The 16,438-nt window shown below is 69.3% G+C and carries 14 protein-coding genes; 9 read left to right on the top strand and 5 right to left on the bottom strand.

Annotated features, from left to right (window positions below; genetic code table 11):
* The first annotated feature begins 28 nt into the window (after positions 1-28).
* A complete protein-coding gene (locus J2Z79_RS10550) occupies positions 29-1,420 on the top strand; it encodes a radical SAM/SPASM domain-containing protein (protein WP_245302579.1) in 1,392 nt (463 codons plus the stop codon).
* A 116-nt stretch (positions 1,421-1,536) separates the two neighbouring features.
* Entirely contained in the window at positions 1,537-2,409 is an 873-nt protein-coding gene (locus J2Z79_RS10545; protein WP_209466840.1) for a LysR family transcriptional regulator, read from the top strand.
* 69 nt (positions 2,410-2,478) lie between these two features.
* Here J2Z79_RS10545 and J2Z79_RS10540 read toward each other — a convergent pair whose 3' ends face one another.
* Positions 2,479-3,381, bottom strand: coding sequence for a bifunctional enoyl-CoA hydratase/phosphate acetyltransferase (locus J2Z79_RS10540; RefSeq protein WP_342589465.1), 903 nt, complete (start codon positions 3,379-3,381; stop codon positions 2,479-2,481).
* Complete coding sequence (buk, locus tag J2Z79_RS10535; protein ID WP_209466839.1) at positions 3,368-4,477, bottom strand: butyrate kinase; 1,110 nt, start codon at positions 4,475-4,477, stop codon at positions 3,368-3,370. Before buk ends, J2Z79_RS10540 begins: the two co-directional genes overlap by 14 nt.
* Positions 4,478-4,904: 427 nt before the next feature.
* On the opposite strand from buk, the gene J2Z79_RS10530 reads away from it, so the two are divergent.
* Together J2Z79_RS10530 and rbr are read left to right on the top strand one after the other, a co-directional pair.
* A complete protein-coding gene (locus J2Z79_RS10530) occupies positions 4,905-5,984 on the top strand; it encodes a coiled-coil domain-containing protein (RefSeq protein ID WP_209466838.1) in 1,080 nt (359 codons plus the stop codon).
* 134 nt (positions 5,985-6,118) lie between these two features.
* Positions 6,119-6,709, top strand: a complete 591-nt coding sequence (gene rbr, locus J2Z79_RS10525) for a rubrerythrin (protein ID WP_209466837.1) — start codon at positions 6,119-6,121, stop codon at positions 6,707-6,709.
* A 71-nt stretch (positions 6,710-6,780) separates the two neighbouring features.
* Here the strand turns inward: rbr and J2Z79_RS10520 are convergent, their stop codons facing one another.
* Positions 6,781-7,248, bottom strand: coding sequence for a DinB family protein (locus J2Z79_RS10520; RefSeq protein ID WP_209466836.1), 468 nt, complete (start codon positions 7,246-7,248; stop codon positions 6,781-6,783).
* 230 nt (positions 7,249-7,478) lie between these two features.
* On the opposite strand from J2Z79_RS10520, the gene J2Z79_RS10515 reads away from it, so the two are divergent.
* Genes J2Z79_RS10515 through acs form a run of 3 tightly spaced genes read left to right on the top strand, consistent with a single transcriptional unit; the run spans position 7,479 to position 11,414 of the window.
* Positions 7,479-7,742, top strand: a complete 264-nt coding sequence (locus J2Z79_RS10515) for a DUF4212 domain-containing protein (RefSeq protein ID WP_209466835.1) — start codon at positions 7,479-7,481, stop codon at positions 7,740-7,742.
* 13 nt (positions 7,743-7,755) lie between these two features.
* The gene (locus J2Z79_RS10510; protein WP_342589464.1) at positions 7,756-9,507 is read left to right on the top strand and encodes a sodium:solute symporter family protein; all 1,752 of its coding nucleotides are present in this window, start codon (positions 7,756-7,758) and stop codon (positions 9,505-9,507) included.
* A 14-nt stretch (positions 9,508-9,521) separates the two neighbouring features.
* Positions 9,522-11,414, top strand: coding sequence for an acetate--CoA ligase (gene acs / locus J2Z79_RS10505; RefSeq protein WP_209466834.1), 1,893 nt, complete (start codon positions 9,522-9,524; stop codon positions 11,412-11,414).
* Between the two features lie 42 nt (positions 11,415-11,456).
* Here acs and J2Z79_RS10500 read toward each other — a convergent pair whose 3' ends face one another.
* Together J2Z79_RS10500 and J2Z79_RS10495 are read right to left on the bottom strand one after the other, a co-directional pair.
* Positions 11,457-12,191 carry an MBL fold metallo-hydrolase gene (locus J2Z79_RS10500; protein WP_209466833.1) on the bottom strand — a complete coding sequence of 245 codons (735 nt, stop codon included), beginning with the start codon at positions 12,189-12,191 and terminating at the stop codon, positions 11,457-11,459.
* Between the two features lie 82 nt (positions 12,192-12,273).
* Positions 12,274-13,500, bottom strand: a complete 1,227-nt coding sequence (locus J2Z79_RS10495; protein WP_209466832.1) for a DUF2087 domain-containing protein — start codon at positions 13,498-13,500, stop codon at positions 12,274-12,276.
* 132 nt (positions 13,501-13,632) lie between these two features.
* On the opposite strand from J2Z79_RS10495, the gene J2Z79_RS10490 reads away from it, so the two are divergent.
* Together J2Z79_RS10490 and J2Z79_RS10485 are read left to right on the top strand one after the other, a co-directional pair.
* Entirely contained in the window at positions 13,633-13,962 is a 330-nt protein-coding gene (locus tag J2Z79_RS10490) for a hypothetical protein (protein WP_209466831.1), read from the top strand.
* 858 nt (positions 13,963-14,820) lie between these two features.
* Entirely contained in the window at positions 14,821-16,359 is a 1,539-nt protein-coding gene (locus tag J2Z79_RS10485; protein ID WP_209466830.1) for a winged helix-turn-helix domain-containing protein, read from the top strand.
* Positions 16,360-16,438 lie beyond the last annotated feature (79 nt).

Below are 16,438 nucleotides of genomic sequence, written 5' to 3'. Positions count from 1 at the left end.
CACTGCTGTACAGGAGGGAGGAAAGAGCATGAACCTGGCAGAGACGCATCTGGGACAGCAGGTGCTGCAGCGCGTCGTGGGAATGGTGATGCGCAATCCGGAGGAGAACCTGCCGCGCATGGCCGGCTGGGTGGCGGACCACGCCCCGCTGGAGAGCCACCGCGAGATCGCCCGCAAGGTGCAGCGGTTCCTCGCCGACAAGGACGGCAACTGGTACCGGCTGGGCATGCGCCTGCTCACGGAGACCGGCCCCGTGGTGCGGGAGCGCACCGCGGTCAACTTCTTCCTGAACTGCAGCCTGCTCGGCATCCCCCGCCAGCGCGAGGCCGAGAAGCGGCTGGGCGTCAAGGTGCCCTGGGCCATCCTGATGGACCCCACGGAGAAGTGCAACCTGCGCTGCACGGGCTGCTGGGCGGGCGACTACCAGCTGCGCCACGAGCTCAGCCTGGAGACCATGGACCGCATCTGCCGGGAGGCCGGCGAACTGGGCATCAACTTCTTCGTCATCTCCGGCGGGGAGCCGATGGTGCGCCAGGACGATCTGCTGGAGCTCGCCCGGCGCCACCCAGAGCAGATGTTCCACATCTACACCAACGGCACCCTGATCACGCGGGAGTTCGCCCGGCGGGCCGCCGAGCGGGGCAACATGGTCTTCGCCCTCAGCATCGAGGGGCTGGAGGAGACCACCGACGCCCGGCGCGGCAAGGGGGTCTTCCGGAAGGTCCTGGACGCCATGGACACCCTCCGCAGCGAGGGGCTGATCTACGGCTTCTCCGCCACCTACACCCGGAAGAACACCGAGGAGGTCGCCAGCGACGCGTTCATCGACCTGATGGTGGACCGGGGCGCCGCCTTCGGCTGGTACTTCACCTACATCCCCATCGGGCGGGATGTGGACCTGGAGCTGATGGCCACGCCGGAGCAGCGGGCCTACATGTTCGACCGCATCCGGGAGTTCCGGCGCACCAAGCCGATCTTCCTGGTGGACTTCTGGAACGACGGCGAGGCCGCGGTGGGCTGCATTGCCGGCGGGCGGAAGTACTTCCACATCAACGCCGCGGGCGAGGTGGAGCCGTGTGCCTTCGCCCACTACGCCACCTGCAACATCCACGACGTCTCGCTGGCCGAGGCCCTGCAGAACCCGCTGTTCAAGGCGTACCAGAGGCGGCAGCCCTTCTCGGAGAACCTGCGCCGGCCGTGCCCGATCATCGACCATCCCCAGATGCTGCGCGACATGGTCTGGGAGTCGGGGGCCCACCCGACGCAGCTCACCGCCGACGAGACCGTCGACCAGTTCGCCGCCAAGCTGGCGGGCTACGCCTCGGAGTGGGGGGCGCTGGCCGACCGGATCTGGGAGGAGGAGCACGGGAAGGAGCCGGTGCTGGCCGGCCTGGACGGGCGGGGGCGCACAGGACACTGACGGAGCTGGCCCCGAGGCTCCCCGACGTGGTTCAGGCCTGAAGCAAGAGGAGATGATGCTCCGGCGGTCGAAGGAGTAGCCGCTGCTCCACATCAAAACGGTTCGGGGGTGCGGGCATGATCGAGTCCCTCCGTCTCTTCCAGCTGGTGGCCCGGGAGGGCAGCTTCACCCGTGCGGCCGAGCTGGCCGGGCTGACCCGGCCCGCGGTCAGCCAGCACATCAAGCACCTGGAGGAGCGGTTCGGCCTGCCCCTCTTCGTGCGGAGCACCCGGCAGGTGGCGCTGACCCCGGCCGGCGAGGCGCTGCTCCCGCACGCCGAGCGCATCCTGGGCGCGGTGAACGAGATGGAGGCCGCCATGGCGGCGCTGCGCCCCCGCGCGAAGGTTGTCGTGGAGGTCGCGGCCTCGACCCTCCCCGGTGAGAGCCTGCTGCCCCGTGCGCTGGCCCGGTTCCGCGCCGACCACCCCGAGGCGGAGGTGCGCGTGCGCATCGCCAACACCGAGGCGGTGCTGGGATGGGTCCGGGAGGGCCGGGCGGACCTGGGTCTCGTCGGCCAGGAGGTGGACGACCCCTGGCTGGAGAGCGAGCAGGTGGGCGTCGACGAGATCGTGCTGGCCCTGCGGCCGGGGGTCTCGCTGCCCGACCCGCTTCCGCCCGGGCAGCTGCGGCAGGTCCCGCTGGTCATGCGGGAGGCCGGTTCGGCCACGCGGGCCACCGTGCTGCACGCCCTGGGCGAGCGGGGGATCGGCCCGGAGGACCTGAACGTCGTGGCGGAGGTGGGCAGCCCGGAGGCGCTCAAGACCGCCCTCCGGTCCGGCGTCGGCGACGCCTTTGTCTCGCTCTCGGCCCTGTCCCCCGGCGAGTTTGCCTGCGTGCGCCTGGAGGGGCTGCGCATCACCCGACCGATCTGCGCCGTCTGGCAGCGCCACCGTCCGCCCGCCGACCTGCACCGGGCGCTGCTGGAATGCCTGGCGGCGCTGACGGAGTAGCGTGCCTGCAACAGCGAGCCGCCCCCGACCTCACTCGAGGACGGGGGCGGCAATGTCTCCTACGCAGCCTCATGGGGCGCTCAGCATCGCCATGGCCAGCGAGGCCAGCTTTGCCCGGGGCGTGTCCGACCGGGAGACCAGCACGACGGGCACCGCCGCGCCCAGCACGACCCCGGCCATCGTGGCGCCGGCGCAGTAGATCAGCGACTTGGCCAGTACGTTGCCCACCTCGATCGTCGGCACGAGGATCAGGTCGGCCTCGCCCGCCACCGGCCCGCCGATGCCCTTGTGCCTGCACGACTCGGGGCTGACGGCGCCGTCGAAGGCCAGCGGGCCGTCCACCAGGGCGCCCCTGATCTGCCCGCGCTCGGCCATCTTGGCGATCAGGGCGGCGTCCACGGTGGGCGGCATCTGCGGGTTCACCGTTTCCACGGCGCCGACCACCGCCACCTTGGGCAGCGACCAGCCCAGCCGGTGCAGGGCCTCCAGGGCGTTGTTCAGGATCTTCACCTTCTGGTCGAGGTCGGGGTAGGGGACCATCCCGCCGTCCGTGACGAAGAGCAGGCGGCCGAGGCTGGGCACCTCCAGGCAGGCCAGGTGGCTGAGCAGCGGGGCGCGCTTCAGCTTCAGGTCAGGGCTGAGCAGGGCCTTCAGGAAGTCGCCCGAGGAGACCTGGCCCTTCATCAGCACCTGGGCCCGGCCGGCGTCGCAGAGGCGGGCCGCCTCCAGGGCCGCCGCCTTCGGGTCTGCCGCCTCCACCACCTCGACGGCGGAGAGGTCCAGGCCCACCGCATCGGCCGCCGCGGCGATCTCCGCACCCGGCCCCACCAGGATCGCCCGGCAGAGCCCCAGCGCCAGGGCGTCGCGGACCGCGATCAGCACGTCCTGATCGGCTGCCGAGGCCACCGCCACCGTGCGGGTCGGCTGGCGCACCGCGTCGGCCAGCATCGCGTCGAAGTCAGCCCACGGCACTGGACTCCACCTCCTGTGCGCCGTAGACCCTGGCCGTCTCCTCGCCGCGCAGCACCCGCAGGGCGCCCTCCACCAGCGCCTCCAGCTCCTCCTCGCCCGGCAGCACCGCAACCGGGGCCAGGAAGGCGATGCGCTCGCGGATGCGGGAGACCACGTAATCAGAGTGGGCGATGCCGCCGGTGATGATGATCCGGTCCACGCAGCCGCCCAGGGCGCAGGCCATGGCCCCGGTGTACTTGGCCACCTGGTAGCACATCGCGTCCAGCACCAGCCGGGCGTGCTCGTCGCCGGCCCGGATGCGCTCCTCGACGGCGCGCACGTCCTTCGTGCCCAGGTAGGCGGAGAGGCCGCCCTCGCCGTTCATCAGGCGCTTCATCTCGGCGAAGGTGTACTTGCCGGAGTAGCAGAGCTTCACCAGCGACCAGGCGGGCAGGGTGCCGGGCCGGTCCGGCGAGAAGGGGCCCTCCTCGTTGCCGCTGACGACGTCCACCATGCGGCCCTTGTGGTGGGCGGCCACCGAGATGCCGGTGCCCAGGTGGACCGTGATCAGGTTCAGCTCGTCGTACGGGCGCGCCAGCTCACGGGCCACCCGGCGGGCGACGGCCTTCATGTTCAGGGCGTGCGACAGGTTCGACCGCTCCAGGTCCGGCATGCCCGAGATCCGGGCCAGGGGCCAGAGCTCGTCGGTGGTCACCGGGTCGACGGTGAAGCAGGGGATTCCCAGGGGCCTGGCGATGTCGTAGGCGATGATGGGGGCGAGGTTGGAGACGTGTATGCCGTACCGGCAGGCCCTGAGGTCGTCCAGCATCGCCTCGTTGACCGCGTACGTGCCGCCGGGGCCGGGCTTGGGGAGGCCGCCCCGGGCCACGACCGCGGTGAGCGACTCCGGCGCCACGCCGTTCTCGGCCAGCGCCCGGCGGACGAGTTCGAGCCGGTAGGGGTACTGGTCGATCACGCTCTCGAACCCGGCCAGGTCCGCGGCGGAGTGGGGGATGACCTGGCGCAGGCGCCACCGGTCGCCGTCGTGGAGGCCGATCTTCGTCGACGTCGCACCGGGGTTGATGGCGAGGATCAGGGGCTTGGGCGGGTTGTGCATCTGAGCCACCTCGCGATGCGTGGGAGTGAACCGATGTGTGGGGAGGGGCGTAGTGATCTTACGGAAGCGGGGCATCACCGCGTGCCGTCACCGGCCGGCGCCCCAGTCGGGCCGTCGCCGCGGGCCCGCGCCCGGCGGCGGGACGCATCGGCCTGCAGTCCGTCCGGGGCACGCCCGCTGCCTATTGTGGGAGTAGTTCGGTTTCCGCCTCCACTTACCTTCAACCTCATGCTCAGATTCGATATGACCAGTTCTAGTCATGTATATCTTCGCTGTTGATAACCTGCGCAGGGAGCCCCGGCCTCCAATCAGACACGGCGCGCCCCGGTCCGAGCGGGGAGCGCCCGCGGGGTGCAGGAGTGTTCCGACGGGCCGTGGTATTTAAGCGGGGAAGGCGAGAATGGCCGCCGGCGAGAGGAGGGGTCGCATGAGGTGGTTGCGCACGGTGGGGGTGTGCTGCATCGTCGCCGTGCTGGCCGCCTCCCTGCGGCTGGGCGCCCCCGCCGCCCGGGCTGCGGAGCCCGACCGGGAGGCGGTTCTCCAGGAGCTGTTCCTGCTCAACCGCCGCCTGGAGGAGGCTCGGACGGCCCTGGCCGACCTGGAGGTGCAGCTCGGCGAGGCCGCCGCCCGGGAGGAGCAGGCCCGGACCGAGCTGGACCGCCTGCAGGCCGACCTGGCCCGCCTCAAGGAGCAGTACGGCCGGCGGCTGCAGTACTACCGGGAGCAGGGCAACCGGGGGTTCTGGATCCTCCTCTTCAGCGCCAAGTCGCTGCCGGACCTGCTCTGGCGCCTGGACGCGCTGGAGCAGGTCATGGCCTACGACGCCCGCAGGGCCAGGGAGCTCATGACGACCCAGGCCAGGGTGTCCGAGGAGGCGCTGCGGCTGGCCGAGCTGCAGGCAGAGGCGGAGCGGCTGCGGGAGACACAGCTGGCCCGGGTGGCCGAGCTGGAGGCCGCCATCGCCGAGCGAGAGGCGATCCTCGCCGGGCTGGGCGAGCAGCGGGCCGCGGTGGAGGAGGAGCTGGCGGCGGTGGAGGCCGACTGGCAGGCGAGCGCCATGCCGGTGCTGGAGGCTCTGGGCCTGGCGCTGCAGGGGATCGGCACCGGGGGCCTCGAGCCCGACGACGTGCGCTTCTCCCTCTTCCCGCCGAGCGCTGTGGTGACGGTCACGGCCGACAGCCTCAACGAGGTGCTCACCGGCTATCCGGAGCTGGCAGGCCTGCACGTAGAACTGGATGACGACGACGACCTCTTCCTGCTCTCAGGCGTCTTCGATGAGGTGCCGCTGGAGATCGCAGGGGGGTTCGCCGTGCTGCCCGACGGGAAGCTGCGCTTCGAGCCGTCGCTGATGCAGGTGCGGGAGTTCCCCGTGCCGCTCGGCGCCGTGGCGCAGATGGTGGCGGACGGGTACCTCGACATCGACGTCAGCCCCATGGTCCAGCCGCTCAGGCTGACGGGCATCGACGTGGTTGACGGGGCGCTGATCATCCGGGCCGGGCTGCGGTGAGAGACCGCTCCGGCCCGTTTGGATGGAAACCGCAGGGGTTCGTGCGTGAAATCACGAACATAACCGGGGAGATTCTGGTATAATCAGTTTGGAATCCCTCTAGCTCAGCACTGCAGCATGAGGAGGCACGCGATATGAACTTGAAGGGAACCAAGACGCTGGAGAACCTGATGAAGGCCTTTGCAGGTGAGTGCCAGGCCCGCGCCCGGTACATGATGTACGCCAAGGTCGCGGACGAGGAAGGGCTGAAGCAGATCGCGGCCATCTTCCAGGAGACCGCGGACAACGAGGAGCAGCACGCCCGGCGGTTCTTCCGCCTGGCCGCGGCCGGGCTGGAGGGCGAGATGCCCATGGACGTGGCGATCCACGCGGCCTACCCCGTGGCCGCCGGCAGCACCATGGAGAACCTGAAGGCAGCCGCCGCCGGCGAGCACGAGGAATGGTCGCACATGTACCCCGAGTTCGCCGACATCGCGGAGCAGGAGGGCTTCCCGGAGATCGCCACCGCCTTCCGCATGATCGCGAAGGCCGAGACGGCCCACGAGACCCGCTACCGCAAGCTGGTCGACAACCTGGAGAAGGGCGTCGTCTTCCAGCGGGACGGCAAGTATTTCTGGAAGTGCCGCAACTGCGGCTATATCCACGAGGGCACCGCTGCGCCGAAGGTCTGCCCGGCCTGTCAGCATCCGCAGGCGTACTTCGAGCTGTTCGTGGAGAACTACTAAGGTCGGTCCGCCGCAGGGGCCGTTCCCCGGGTCATCCGAGATGGCCGGGGAACGGCCCCTGCGCGCGTCCGCTACTTCCCCAGCCGCTCCCGGATCGCCCGGATCTGCCCCACGTGCTTCTCCAGGTGCTCCGTGTAGGCCACCACCAGATCTGCCAGCGTCTGCTCGCCGGCCCGGTCGTGCACCCCGGACTGGTTCCACACCTCCGGCGGCAGGCTCCGCAGGATCGCCGCCATCTCCGCCCGCAGGGCCTCCAGCAGGCGCAGCGAGGGCTCCACGTCCCGCTCCTGGTAGCCCAGGTTGGCGGCCCAGAGATCCTGGTCGACCCCGGGGTAGCGGGCCCCTGGTTCGGCGATCACCCGCTTCATGCGGAAGGTGGCGGCCACCTCCATGTCGGCCACGTGGATGGCGATCTCCTTCGCGGACCACTTGGCGGGGTCGTACTTGTAGCGCAGCTCATCCGCGCTCAGACCGGCCAGGCTCTCCCGGAGCAGGGCCGGCCCGGCCTCGTAGCGGTTCAGCAACTCCAGTACCTGCACGCCCATCAGCCCTCCTGCGCCCATTTGATTCGGTAGTATGAGTCTTCCCCTCGCCACTTGCAACCCCTTCATCATCGATTCGGGAAACTTGTGAGACAAGTTCAACAATGAACTTGTATGCAAAACTGCATGAGTAGAGGAAAGATTGGGAATAGCGTATAAACCTAATTTCAGGGTTGCACCGCGGCAGCCCGGACAAGTTCCGAGTCTGGCGAAGGAGGAGTGTGAGCATGAGTCCCAAGGATGTGGAGCGGTATGAGGGGCACTTCAGGGCGAACCTCGGGCTGGCGGTGAAGTTGCTGCTGGTCTGGGCGCTGGTGTCGCTCGGGGCAGGCGCGGCGCTCGTGTGGCTGGATCAGTTCCGGATCCTCACGGGCTTCCCGCTGGGGTACTACATGGGGGCCCAGGGCGCGCAGGTCACCTTCGTGATCCTCATCTTCGTCTACGCGTTCCGGATGCGCACCATCGACCAGAAGTACGGCGTTGACGAGTAGGAGGTGAGCGCCCGTGTTCAACCAGATTGACCGGCTGGGCCGGATCTGGGGCATGTACACCATGGCCTTCCTGGTGTTCGTCGTCTTCCTCTGGGTGGCGGAGTCCGCCGGCTGGATCGGCCAGCGGGGCATCGCCTGGACCTTCATGATCCTGACGATCGGCATCTACGCCACCATCGGCATCATGTCCCGCACGGGCAACCTGGACGAGTACTACGTGGCCGGACGCACCGTCCCGGGCATCTTCAACGGCATGGCCACCGCGTCCGACTGGATGAGCGCCGCCTCCTACATCTCGCTGGCCGGCACCCTCTACGTGCTGGGGCAGGAGGGGCTCTCCTACACGGTGGGCTGGACGGGCGGCTACGTGCTCCTGGCCCTGTTCCTGGCGCCTTACATCCGCAAGCTCGGCGCCTACACCATCCCCGACTTCGTCGGCGTGCGCTACCCGGGCAGCTTCCCGCGCATCGTCGCCGTGATCGCCGCCATCATCGTGTCCGGCACGTACCTCATCGCACAGGTTTCGGGCGTCGGGATCATCATGTCCCGGTTCCTGGGGCTTGACTTCCGCATCGCCTGCTTCGTCGGCCTGCTGGGCATCCTCGTCTGTTCCATGCTGGGCGGCATGAAGGCCGTCACCTGGACCCAGGTGGCCCAGTACATCATCCTGATCATCGCCTTCATCCTGCCGACGGTCTTTGTCTCCCAGAAGATCACGGGGATCCCGGTCCCGCAGCTGATGTACGGCCAGGCCCTGACCGACGTGGCCGCGACCGAGGCGGCCCTGGGCATCACCAAGGGCTACCTGACGCCGTTCAACGACTGGACCCAGGCGCAGTACCTGGCCCTCATCACCTGTCTGATGTGCGGCACGGCGGGCCTGCCCCACGTGATCGTGCGCTTCTACACCACCCCCAACGTGCGCGAGACCCGCTTCTCGGTGGGCTGGGCCCTCTTCTTCATCGGGCTGATGTACATCACCATCCCGGCCTACGCCGCCTTTGCCCGCTGGGAGGTCCTGCACAACGTCGTCGGCCAGTCCATCAGCTCGCTGCCCGGCTGGGTGGAGGCCTGGACGAAGACCGGCCTGCTCACCATCAACGACGCAAACGCCAACGGCCTGGTAGAGTTCGCCGAGTTCGGCCTGAACTCCGACCTGGTGGTGCTGGCCATGCCCGAGATCGCGGGCCTGCCCTACGTGGTGGCGGGCCTGGTGGCGGCGGGCGGCCTGGCGGCGGCGCTCTCCACCGCCGACGGCCTGCTGATGGTGGTGGCCACCGCCATCTCCCACGACATCTACTTCAAGCTGATCAACAAGAAGGCGACCGACCGGACCCGGCTGACCATCTCCCGGGTGATGCTGGTGACGGTGGCCGCCATCGCCGCCTGGATCGCGAGCCTGCGCCTCAGCATCATCGCCGACATCGTCGCCTGGGCGTTCTCGCTCGCGGCCGCCTCGTTCTTCCCGATCCTGGTGCTGGGCATCTTCTGGAAGCGCATCAACACCGCCGGCGCCGTCACCGGCATGGCCGCGGGCCTCCTGACCACCCTCGGCTACATCATCTGGTCGTCCACCACCGGCAACAACATCGGCGGCATCCTGCCCAACGCGGCCGGCATCTTCGGCATGCCCCTCAACTTCCTGCTGACGATCGGCATCTCGCTGGCCACCGCGCCGCCGAAGCAGGAGATCCAGGCCCTGGTCGACCGGCTGCGCTTCCCGAAGCACGTGCACGACGCGGCCAGCCCGGCGACCGGCGACTAGCGGGGGTGTGACCGATGGAGGCGCAGTTCGCACAGCTGCTCCAGGGGAGCGGGCGCATCGCCCCTCCCCCGGAGCTGGCCCGGTCTGCCCACGTCACCGACTACGACGCCTACTACGAGTCCGTGATGGCTGACATGGAGGGGTACTGGGGCCGCGTGGCGCGCGAGGAGGTGGACTGGTTCCGCCCCTTCGACCGGGTGGTGGAGGGGGAGGCGCCCAACGCCCGCTGGTTCGTGGGCGGGCAGACCAACATCTGCTACAACGCCCTCGACCGGCACGCCGACGGCGCCCGCAGGAACAAGGCGGCCCTGATCTGGCTGGGGGAGGACGGCGCGGAGCGCATCTTCACCTACCAGATGCTCCGGCGCGCGGTGGCCCGGCTGGCCGGCGGGCTGAAGGAGCTGGGCGTCCGGAAGGGCGACCGGGTGGTCATCTACATGCCGCTCACGCCCGAGGGGATCATGGCGATGCTGGCCTGCGCCCGCATCGGGGCGATCCACAGCGTCGTCTACGCCGGCCTGGGCGCCGGGGCCCTCAGGCAGCGCATCGAGGACGCCGGCGCCAAGGTGGTGCTCTGCGCCGACGTCGGCTACCGGCGGGGGCGGCGGATCGACCTGAAGTCCATCGTAGACGAGGCGGTGGAGGGCAACCCCCAGGTGGAGCACGTGGTGGTCCACCGCCGCGCCACCCCCGCCGTGGAGCTGGCTGAGCGGGAGATCGACTTCGGCGAGCTCGTCTCCCGCGGGTCGCCGGACACCCCGTGCGAGGTGATGGAGAGCGAGGACTGGCTCTTCATCCTCTACACCTCGGGCTCCACCGGCAAGCCCAAGGGGACCGCCTACACCCACGGCGGCTACATGGTGGGGACGACGCACCTCTGGCGCATGGCCTGCGACATCCAGGAGAACGACATCTACTGGTGCACGTCGGACATCGGCTGGATCGTCGGCCACTCCATCATGGTCTACGGGCCGTTCGTGAACGGCTCCACCATCGTCGTGCGGGAGGGGGCGCCCGACTACCCGCACCCGGGCATCGTGTGGGAGATCGTGGAGCGGCTCCAGGTGAGCAAGCTCTACACGGCCCCCACCGCCGTGCGCATGTTCATGCGGATGGGCCCGGAGCACCCGCGGAAGTACGACCTCTCCAGCCTGAAGCTGATGGTCTGCGCCGGTGAGCCGCTCAACCCCGAGGCGCAGCTCTGGGCGTACGAGCACATCATGCAGCGGCGGGGACCGGTGCTGGACAACTGGTGGCAGACCGAGACCGCGGCGCCCACCATCGGCACGCTGCCCTGCATGGACGTGAAGCCGGGCCGGGCCGGACGCCCCTTCCCCGGCATCCGGGCCGAGGTGCTGGACCGGGAGGGGCGCCCCGTCGCCCCCAACAAGGGCGGGCTGCTCTGCCTGCGGGGGGCCTGGCCCCACATGTTCCGCACCATCTGGGGCGACCGGCAAAGGTACGAGGCTTACTGGCAGACGATTCCCGGCGTCTACACCTCGGGCGACGTGGCGACGGTGGACGAGGAGGGCTACATCGCCGTCCTCGGCCGGGCGGACGACGTGCTCAACGTCGCCGGCCACCGCATCGGCACCGCGGACGTGGAGTCGGCGCTGGTGAGCCACCCGGCCGTGGGCGAGGCGGCGGTGATCGGCAAGCCTGACCCGGTGAAGGGCGAGGCGATCAAGGCCTTCGTCATCCTGCGGAAGGGGCACGAGCCCAGCGACCAGCTGGCCCACGCCCTCATCGGCCACGTGCGCCACCACCTGGGCGCCATCGCCACCCCGGCGGAGATCGCCTTCGTGCCGTCGCTGCCGAAGACCCGGTCGGGCAAGATCCTGCGCCGGGTGCTGAAGGCACAGGAGCTGGGGCTCGACCCGGGCGACCTGACGACGATCGAGGAGTAAGCTGATGGGCCGGCGCCCGGATGGGCGCCGGCCCTGCAGTGCTCAAACCAGGTACGTCCGCAGTTCCACCGCCGCCTCCGCTGCCGGGAAGACGGCGCGGGCCTCCGCCTCGGCTTCGGCGATCGGGGTGTGCGGGCTGAAGTGGGTGAGGAGGAGCCGCTTCACCCCGGCCCGCCTGGCCAGGTCGGCGGCCTCGGCGGCCAGCATGTGCCCCTTCCGCCTCTGCCCGTTGGCCGCGACGAAGGTGGACTCCGCGATCAGCAGGTCCGCCCCGGCCGCGAAGGGGGCCAGGTCGACCCCGGTCCCGGTGTCGGCCGTGTAGACGAGCGTGCGGCTGCCGTCGGTGATGCGCATCGCCCAGCAGGGCTCCGGGTGGTCCGTGCGGGCGAAGAACACCCGCACGTGGCCGAAGGCGATGCCCTCGTCCACCGGCAAGGGGAGCAGGCGGATCCAGCGGGCGCCGAAGGAGGTCGGCTCCAGCCAGTGCCGGTCGGGGTTCGCCACGTCCGGCGCGTAGACCGGGAGCGGCTCCCGGTCGGGGGCCTGGTGCGCCATCAGGTACTGGAGGCTGTGCAGGTCGGCCGTGTGATCGGGGTGCAGGTGCGAGACCAGCACGGCGGTCAGGTCGGCCGCCGCCACCTGCTGCTGCAGGCGGGACACGGTGCCGTTGCCGCCGTCCAGCATGAGGTTCACCCCGCCGGACTGCACCAGGAAGCCGGGGCACGCGCCGCCTGCCGGCGCGTACGGGGAATAGCGGCCCAGGACGGTGACGAGCACGATCACTCACGCTCCCGTACAGGAGGGGTTGCCGCTGCCGGCGGGGGTCGCTGCCATCAGCCCCCATGCTGACGGGGCGCGGCTAACGGTTCCCCTCGTCCAGTTCACTGGGAAGATTATACCCACGGTCGCCGAATGGCTGCAGCTTCTCCAGCCACTTCCGCTTCAACTTCTTCAGGGCGTCGTCCCGGTCGAAGTAGCCGGTCTCGGGCTCCTCCAGCGTCTCGAGCGGCTCGAAGACGAAGGCATCGGGGCCGAACTCGTTCCACGCCTGCTGGAGTTCCTTGTTCTTGTGCGAGCCCATCTCCAGCTGGAACCGATGCCCGTTCAGGGAGCGAAAGTTGGGCGTGACCCCGATCCAGACCATCCCGTTCTTTGTATTGCGCACCTGGAAGACCCCGCCCTCGGCCTTGGCCTCCCGGGCGAGGCGCTTCAGCTCTTTCCTGCGATCCACGGGGCTCACCCTTTCTTGATCGGTTTCGCTGCGCCAGTACTGGCTGCCGTCGGGCAGCCGGCTGAGGTACCCGAAGTCGACGAGGAGCCGGCGCAGCAAAACGTAGTCCTCGGCGATGGGTTCCAGAATCTCGTTGACCTCGCGCTCGCTGTACCGGCGCCCGGGGGCGAAGCGCCCGGCCACCGCCGCGGCGATGATGCGCTTGTGCTTCATGGGGGTAGATCCGCCGAAGTGCTGGAGCGGGCCCTCGAGGCCGTGGGGGAAGTACCTGGCCAGGATTTCCTGGTCGCTCGCTGCGCCGCGGGGCCGCCCCCGGACGGCGCGGCCATCGCCTGCGCCCTCACCGGAGCCGGACCGGCCGCCGGCGCCCTGCGCCTCCCCGGACGCAGCCCGGCCGGCCCGGCTGCGGGTCCGGCCACCGGTCGTCTCGTCGCCGGTCAGCCGCTCGTTCAGGAGTTCCATGATGGCGAGGAAGAGCCGGGCCTGCCGCTCCTTTTCCCGCAGGATGAACCGGTGGTTGCGGATGGTGGAGAGGGAGCCTGCTCCGAGCGCCTTCTTGATCTCATCGTCGCTGCGGCCATCGTAAAGCAGCGTGAGCAGCCGCCGCTGCAGGTCAGAGAGGCCGTGGGCCGGCTTGTCCAGGCCGACCAGGTGGGCGAAGACCGACCCGTGGGCGGCGGCGATGTGGTGCCGGATGTACCGTTGGGCCTCGTAGAGGCGGTCGCCGACCGGGTAGACGACGCCCTTTTCGACGCGCTGCCCGCAGCAAATGCACGTGTAGGCCTCGGCCGATTCCCGGTAGCCTTGCTTCAGCTCGTCCAGCGAGGCGCCAGTCAGGAGGTCGGAGTCAATCATTAGACATCATCTCGATTCGTCTAGGAATGCATAGACATCATAGCGCAATGTTTGAGTACCGGTCAAGGCGCCGTTTGTGGTACGCTTGACTTGAGGCGGTTGCCGGATACCTTCGGGGTGGGGGGAGTGCGAATGGCGATCGTCGCTGTCCTCTTCTGGGCGCTTGTTCCGTTTACGCTGGTTGCGATCGGTCTGGGGGTGTCGGGGAAGCCCCGGTGGTACTGGTGGGCGGCCCTGTCTTCGTATGTCTGCAGCTTCCTGAGCGGTTATACGATCGGTCTCCTGGTGCTCAGCCTCACGTTCGTGCTGGTTCTGCTCGCCCTGGGTCACTCGTACAGGCTCATCAGGGCCTGGTGGCACTCCGCAGCCGCTGCGGCCCTCGGCGTTGCCCTGTGGTGGCTGGCGGTGCTGAACATCGATGACTACTGGCTGTTCCTGCCCTTCACGGTGCTGGACTTCTAGCCATCGGTCGCACCAAGGCGGTCTCGCTGTTCATGGGCGAGACCGCCTCATGTATTGGACATCCCCTTTTCCGGGCGGCTCCCGCCTTCGCCGTCGCATGGTGACCACCGGCGCCCGTCTGTTGTCCAAGCATCGATACGACAACTCGCTCTCGTTGCACGCATGCCGTTCATCCCTTGCTGGCCGATGCCGCTGCTGGGAATATAGGTAGCATTTCCCTGCATTTTGCACGAAATGCAGGGAAACCGGAACCATATCGCGCCGCTTGGTGGGGCTGGAGGAACCTCGAGCCAGGTGCCCCGGTCTTTGGGAAATCGTTTTCGACAGAACGCGACAACGTTCTGCTGGGAGTTGGCCAGGACCAAGTTAACATAACGGAAATATGGGGAGAGGCTCCCTGTAGTTCGTGGAAAATACGGGGAGGATTTCCCCGTATTTCTCCCGGTCACACGAATCCAGCATGCCGGATCACCGAGAATCCAGTAGACCGACTCACCGAGGAGCGGTAGACAGGATCTGGCACAGCATGAGGCGGTCCTGCCATGCGTGGGCGAGACCGTCGAAGCGAGCCACCGGGGCCGCGGGCCTGCGGGGACGGGTGCTATTGGCGGTTTGGTGGGGTCGGGAGCCGTCGGTGGGGCGGTGGGCACGGGGGTCGGCGGCTAGCGCGGCGCCCGGGCAGGGCAAGGGCCGGATCTGCAGGCCGGCGAAGGCGAGGGCGATCGCCCCTTCAGAAGGGCGCCGGTCGCGTTGTCGATGTTCGGCAGGAACATAAGTTCGGTTCGGCGAAGGGAGTACCGAAACGTGGCGGCCGCGCCGGATGAGGGCCGCCGGATGCCGCCGAAGGGAGGAGGGCCCGTGGTTGTTCGGGTTTCGAGGACTGCCGCCCGCCGCTTCCTGCTCTTCACGCAGGGGCTGCTGGAGGTGCCGGGGGTGATCCAGCCGTGGGTGAAGGAGCTGAGGGGACGCCGCGGCGTCGTGCGGGCGCTGGAGCGGCTGGAGGCGGTGCAGCTCGACCCCATCGCGGTGGTGGAGCGCAACCATCACCTGGTCCTGCGCAACCGCGTGGGCGGCTACCGGCCTGGGATGCTGGACGGGCTGTTCGCCTCCGGCGATGCCTTCGAGTACCTGGCCAACGCCCGCTGCGTGCTGCCCATGCGCGACCTGCCGGACTTCTGGCCCATCATGCTGGCTGCCCGGCAGCTGCCCGCAAGGGCGACGCTCGCCGGCAGCATGGCCGAGGTGCTGAGCCAGCTGCAGCGGGAGGGTCCCCTGCCGCCCCGGGCCGTGGGCAACGACGGCCCGCGGCTGATGGGCATCGGCTACAACCCGCCCGACAAGGCGTCGAAGGCTTCGGGCAGGGCCATCGACCTGCTCTGGCTGGGCGGCGAGATCTTCGTCGCCCGCCGGGACGGGAACGAGAAGTGGTACGACCTGGCCGAGCGGGTGGTCCCGGACGAGGTCAAGGCCCGCCTGCCGGGCGATCTGAACAGCCTCCGTTCACCGCTGCTCGGCGACTGCGCCGGCAGCAGCGGCGAGGTGGTCGGCGACAGCGGGGCCACCGATGTCGGCGAGGGTCACGGGACCAGCGGGGGTACCGGTGACAGCAAGGGTCACGGGACCAGCGGGGGTACCGGTGACAGCGAGGGTCCCGGGACCAGCGGGGGTACCGGTGACAGCGAGGGTCCAGCGACCAGCGGGGGCACCGGAGTCAGCGAGGGTCACGGGACCGGTGGGGGAACCGGAAACCGCAGCGGCGGCCCGGTGCTGACCGAGGGTGACGTCTCGCGCCCCTGGTCGGCGCCCCACGTGGCCGAGGGCGAGGCCGAGTGGCAGCGGTTCCTGCTGGACAAGTACATGCGAGCCTTCCGCCTGGTGGACCTGGGCGACTTCCGCTTCGGCTGGCAGAGCTACACCGCCGCCAGGCGGCGGGCGCTGGCGGAGGAGAAGGTGCGGGCCGGCGAGTGGGTGGAGGTGGCTGTCGAGGGGGTGCGGCGGCACTACTTTGCCCTGGCGGCGGACCAGCCGTATCTGGAGGCGGCGGAGGACTGGGCGCCGAGGCGGACCGTCCGCTTTCTGGCGCCGCTGGACAACCTGCTCTGGCGCCGCGAGCGGCTGCAGGACCTGTTCGGCTTCGACTACACGTGGGAGGTCTACACCCCGGCCGAGAAGCGGCGTTACGGCTACTACGCCATGCCGATCCTCTACGGCGACAGCCTGGTCGGCCGCATGGACCCGAAGCTGGACCGGAAGAACGGCGTGCTGATCGTGAACCGCCTGCAGCTGGAGCCGGGCGCGGGCGACCGCCGGGGTCTGCGGCGCTCGCTGGAGAAGGCCCTGCACGAGTTCGCCCGCTGGCACGGGGTCGAGGTGATGCAGCTGCCGGCTGCATGGTGATCCCGTGCGGACTTCGCACAGGCCGGTGACCGGGTGCAGACTCGCCCCGGACACCCCGGAAGGCAACATGAGCGAGACC

This window comes from Symbiobacterium terraclitae, from assembly GCF_017874315.1.
In the GTDB taxonomy this organism is placed as follows: Bacteria; Bacillota; Sulfobacillia; order Symbiobacteriales; family Symbiobacteriaceae; genus Symbiobacterium; species Symbiobacterium terraclitae.
The sequence above is the reverse complement of the archived record's forward strand: the minus strand, read 5'-3'. Positions and strand labels throughout refer to the sequence as shown.

Excerpts from the sequence above, each read along its gene's own strand:
- J2Z79_RS10495 (WP_209466832.1), bottom strand. The coding sequence starts at position 13,500 with ATGATTGACTCCGACCTCCTGACTGGCGCCTCGCTGGACGAGCTGAAG.
- acs (WP_209466834.1), top strand. The coding sequence starts at position 9,522 with ATGGAGGCGCAGTTCGCACAGCTGCTCCAGGGGAGCGGGCGCATCGCC.
- J2Z79_RS10515 (WP_209466835.1), top strand. The coding sequence starts at position 7,479 with ATGAGTCCCAAGGATGTGGAGCGGTATGAGGGGCACTTCAGGGCGAAC.
- J2Z79_RS10550 (WP_245302579.1), top strand. The coding sequence starts at position 29 with ATGAACCTGGCAGAGACGCATCTGGGACAGCAGGTGCTGCAGCGCGTC.
- J2Z79_RS10490 (WP_209466831.1), top strand. The coding sequence starts at position 13,633 with ATGGCGATCGTCGCTGTCCTCTTCTGGGCGCTTGTTCCGTTTACGCTG.
- buk (WP_209466839.1), bottom strand. The coding sequence starts at position 4,477 with ATGCACAACCCGCCCAAGCCCCTGATCCTCGCCATCAACCCCGGTGCG.
- J2Z79_RS10530 (WP_209466838.1), top strand. The coding sequence starts at position 4,905 with ATGAGGTGGTTGCGCACGGTGGGGGTGTGCTGCATCGTCGCCGTGCTG.
- rbr (WP_209466837.1), top strand. The coding sequence starts at position 6,119 with ATGAACTTGAAGGGAACCAAGACGCTGGAGAACCTGATGAAGGCCTTT.
- J2Z79_RS10545 (WP_209466840.1), top strand. The coding sequence starts at position 1,537 with ATGATCGAGTCCCTCCGTCTCTTCCAGCTGGTGGCCCGGGAGGGCAGC.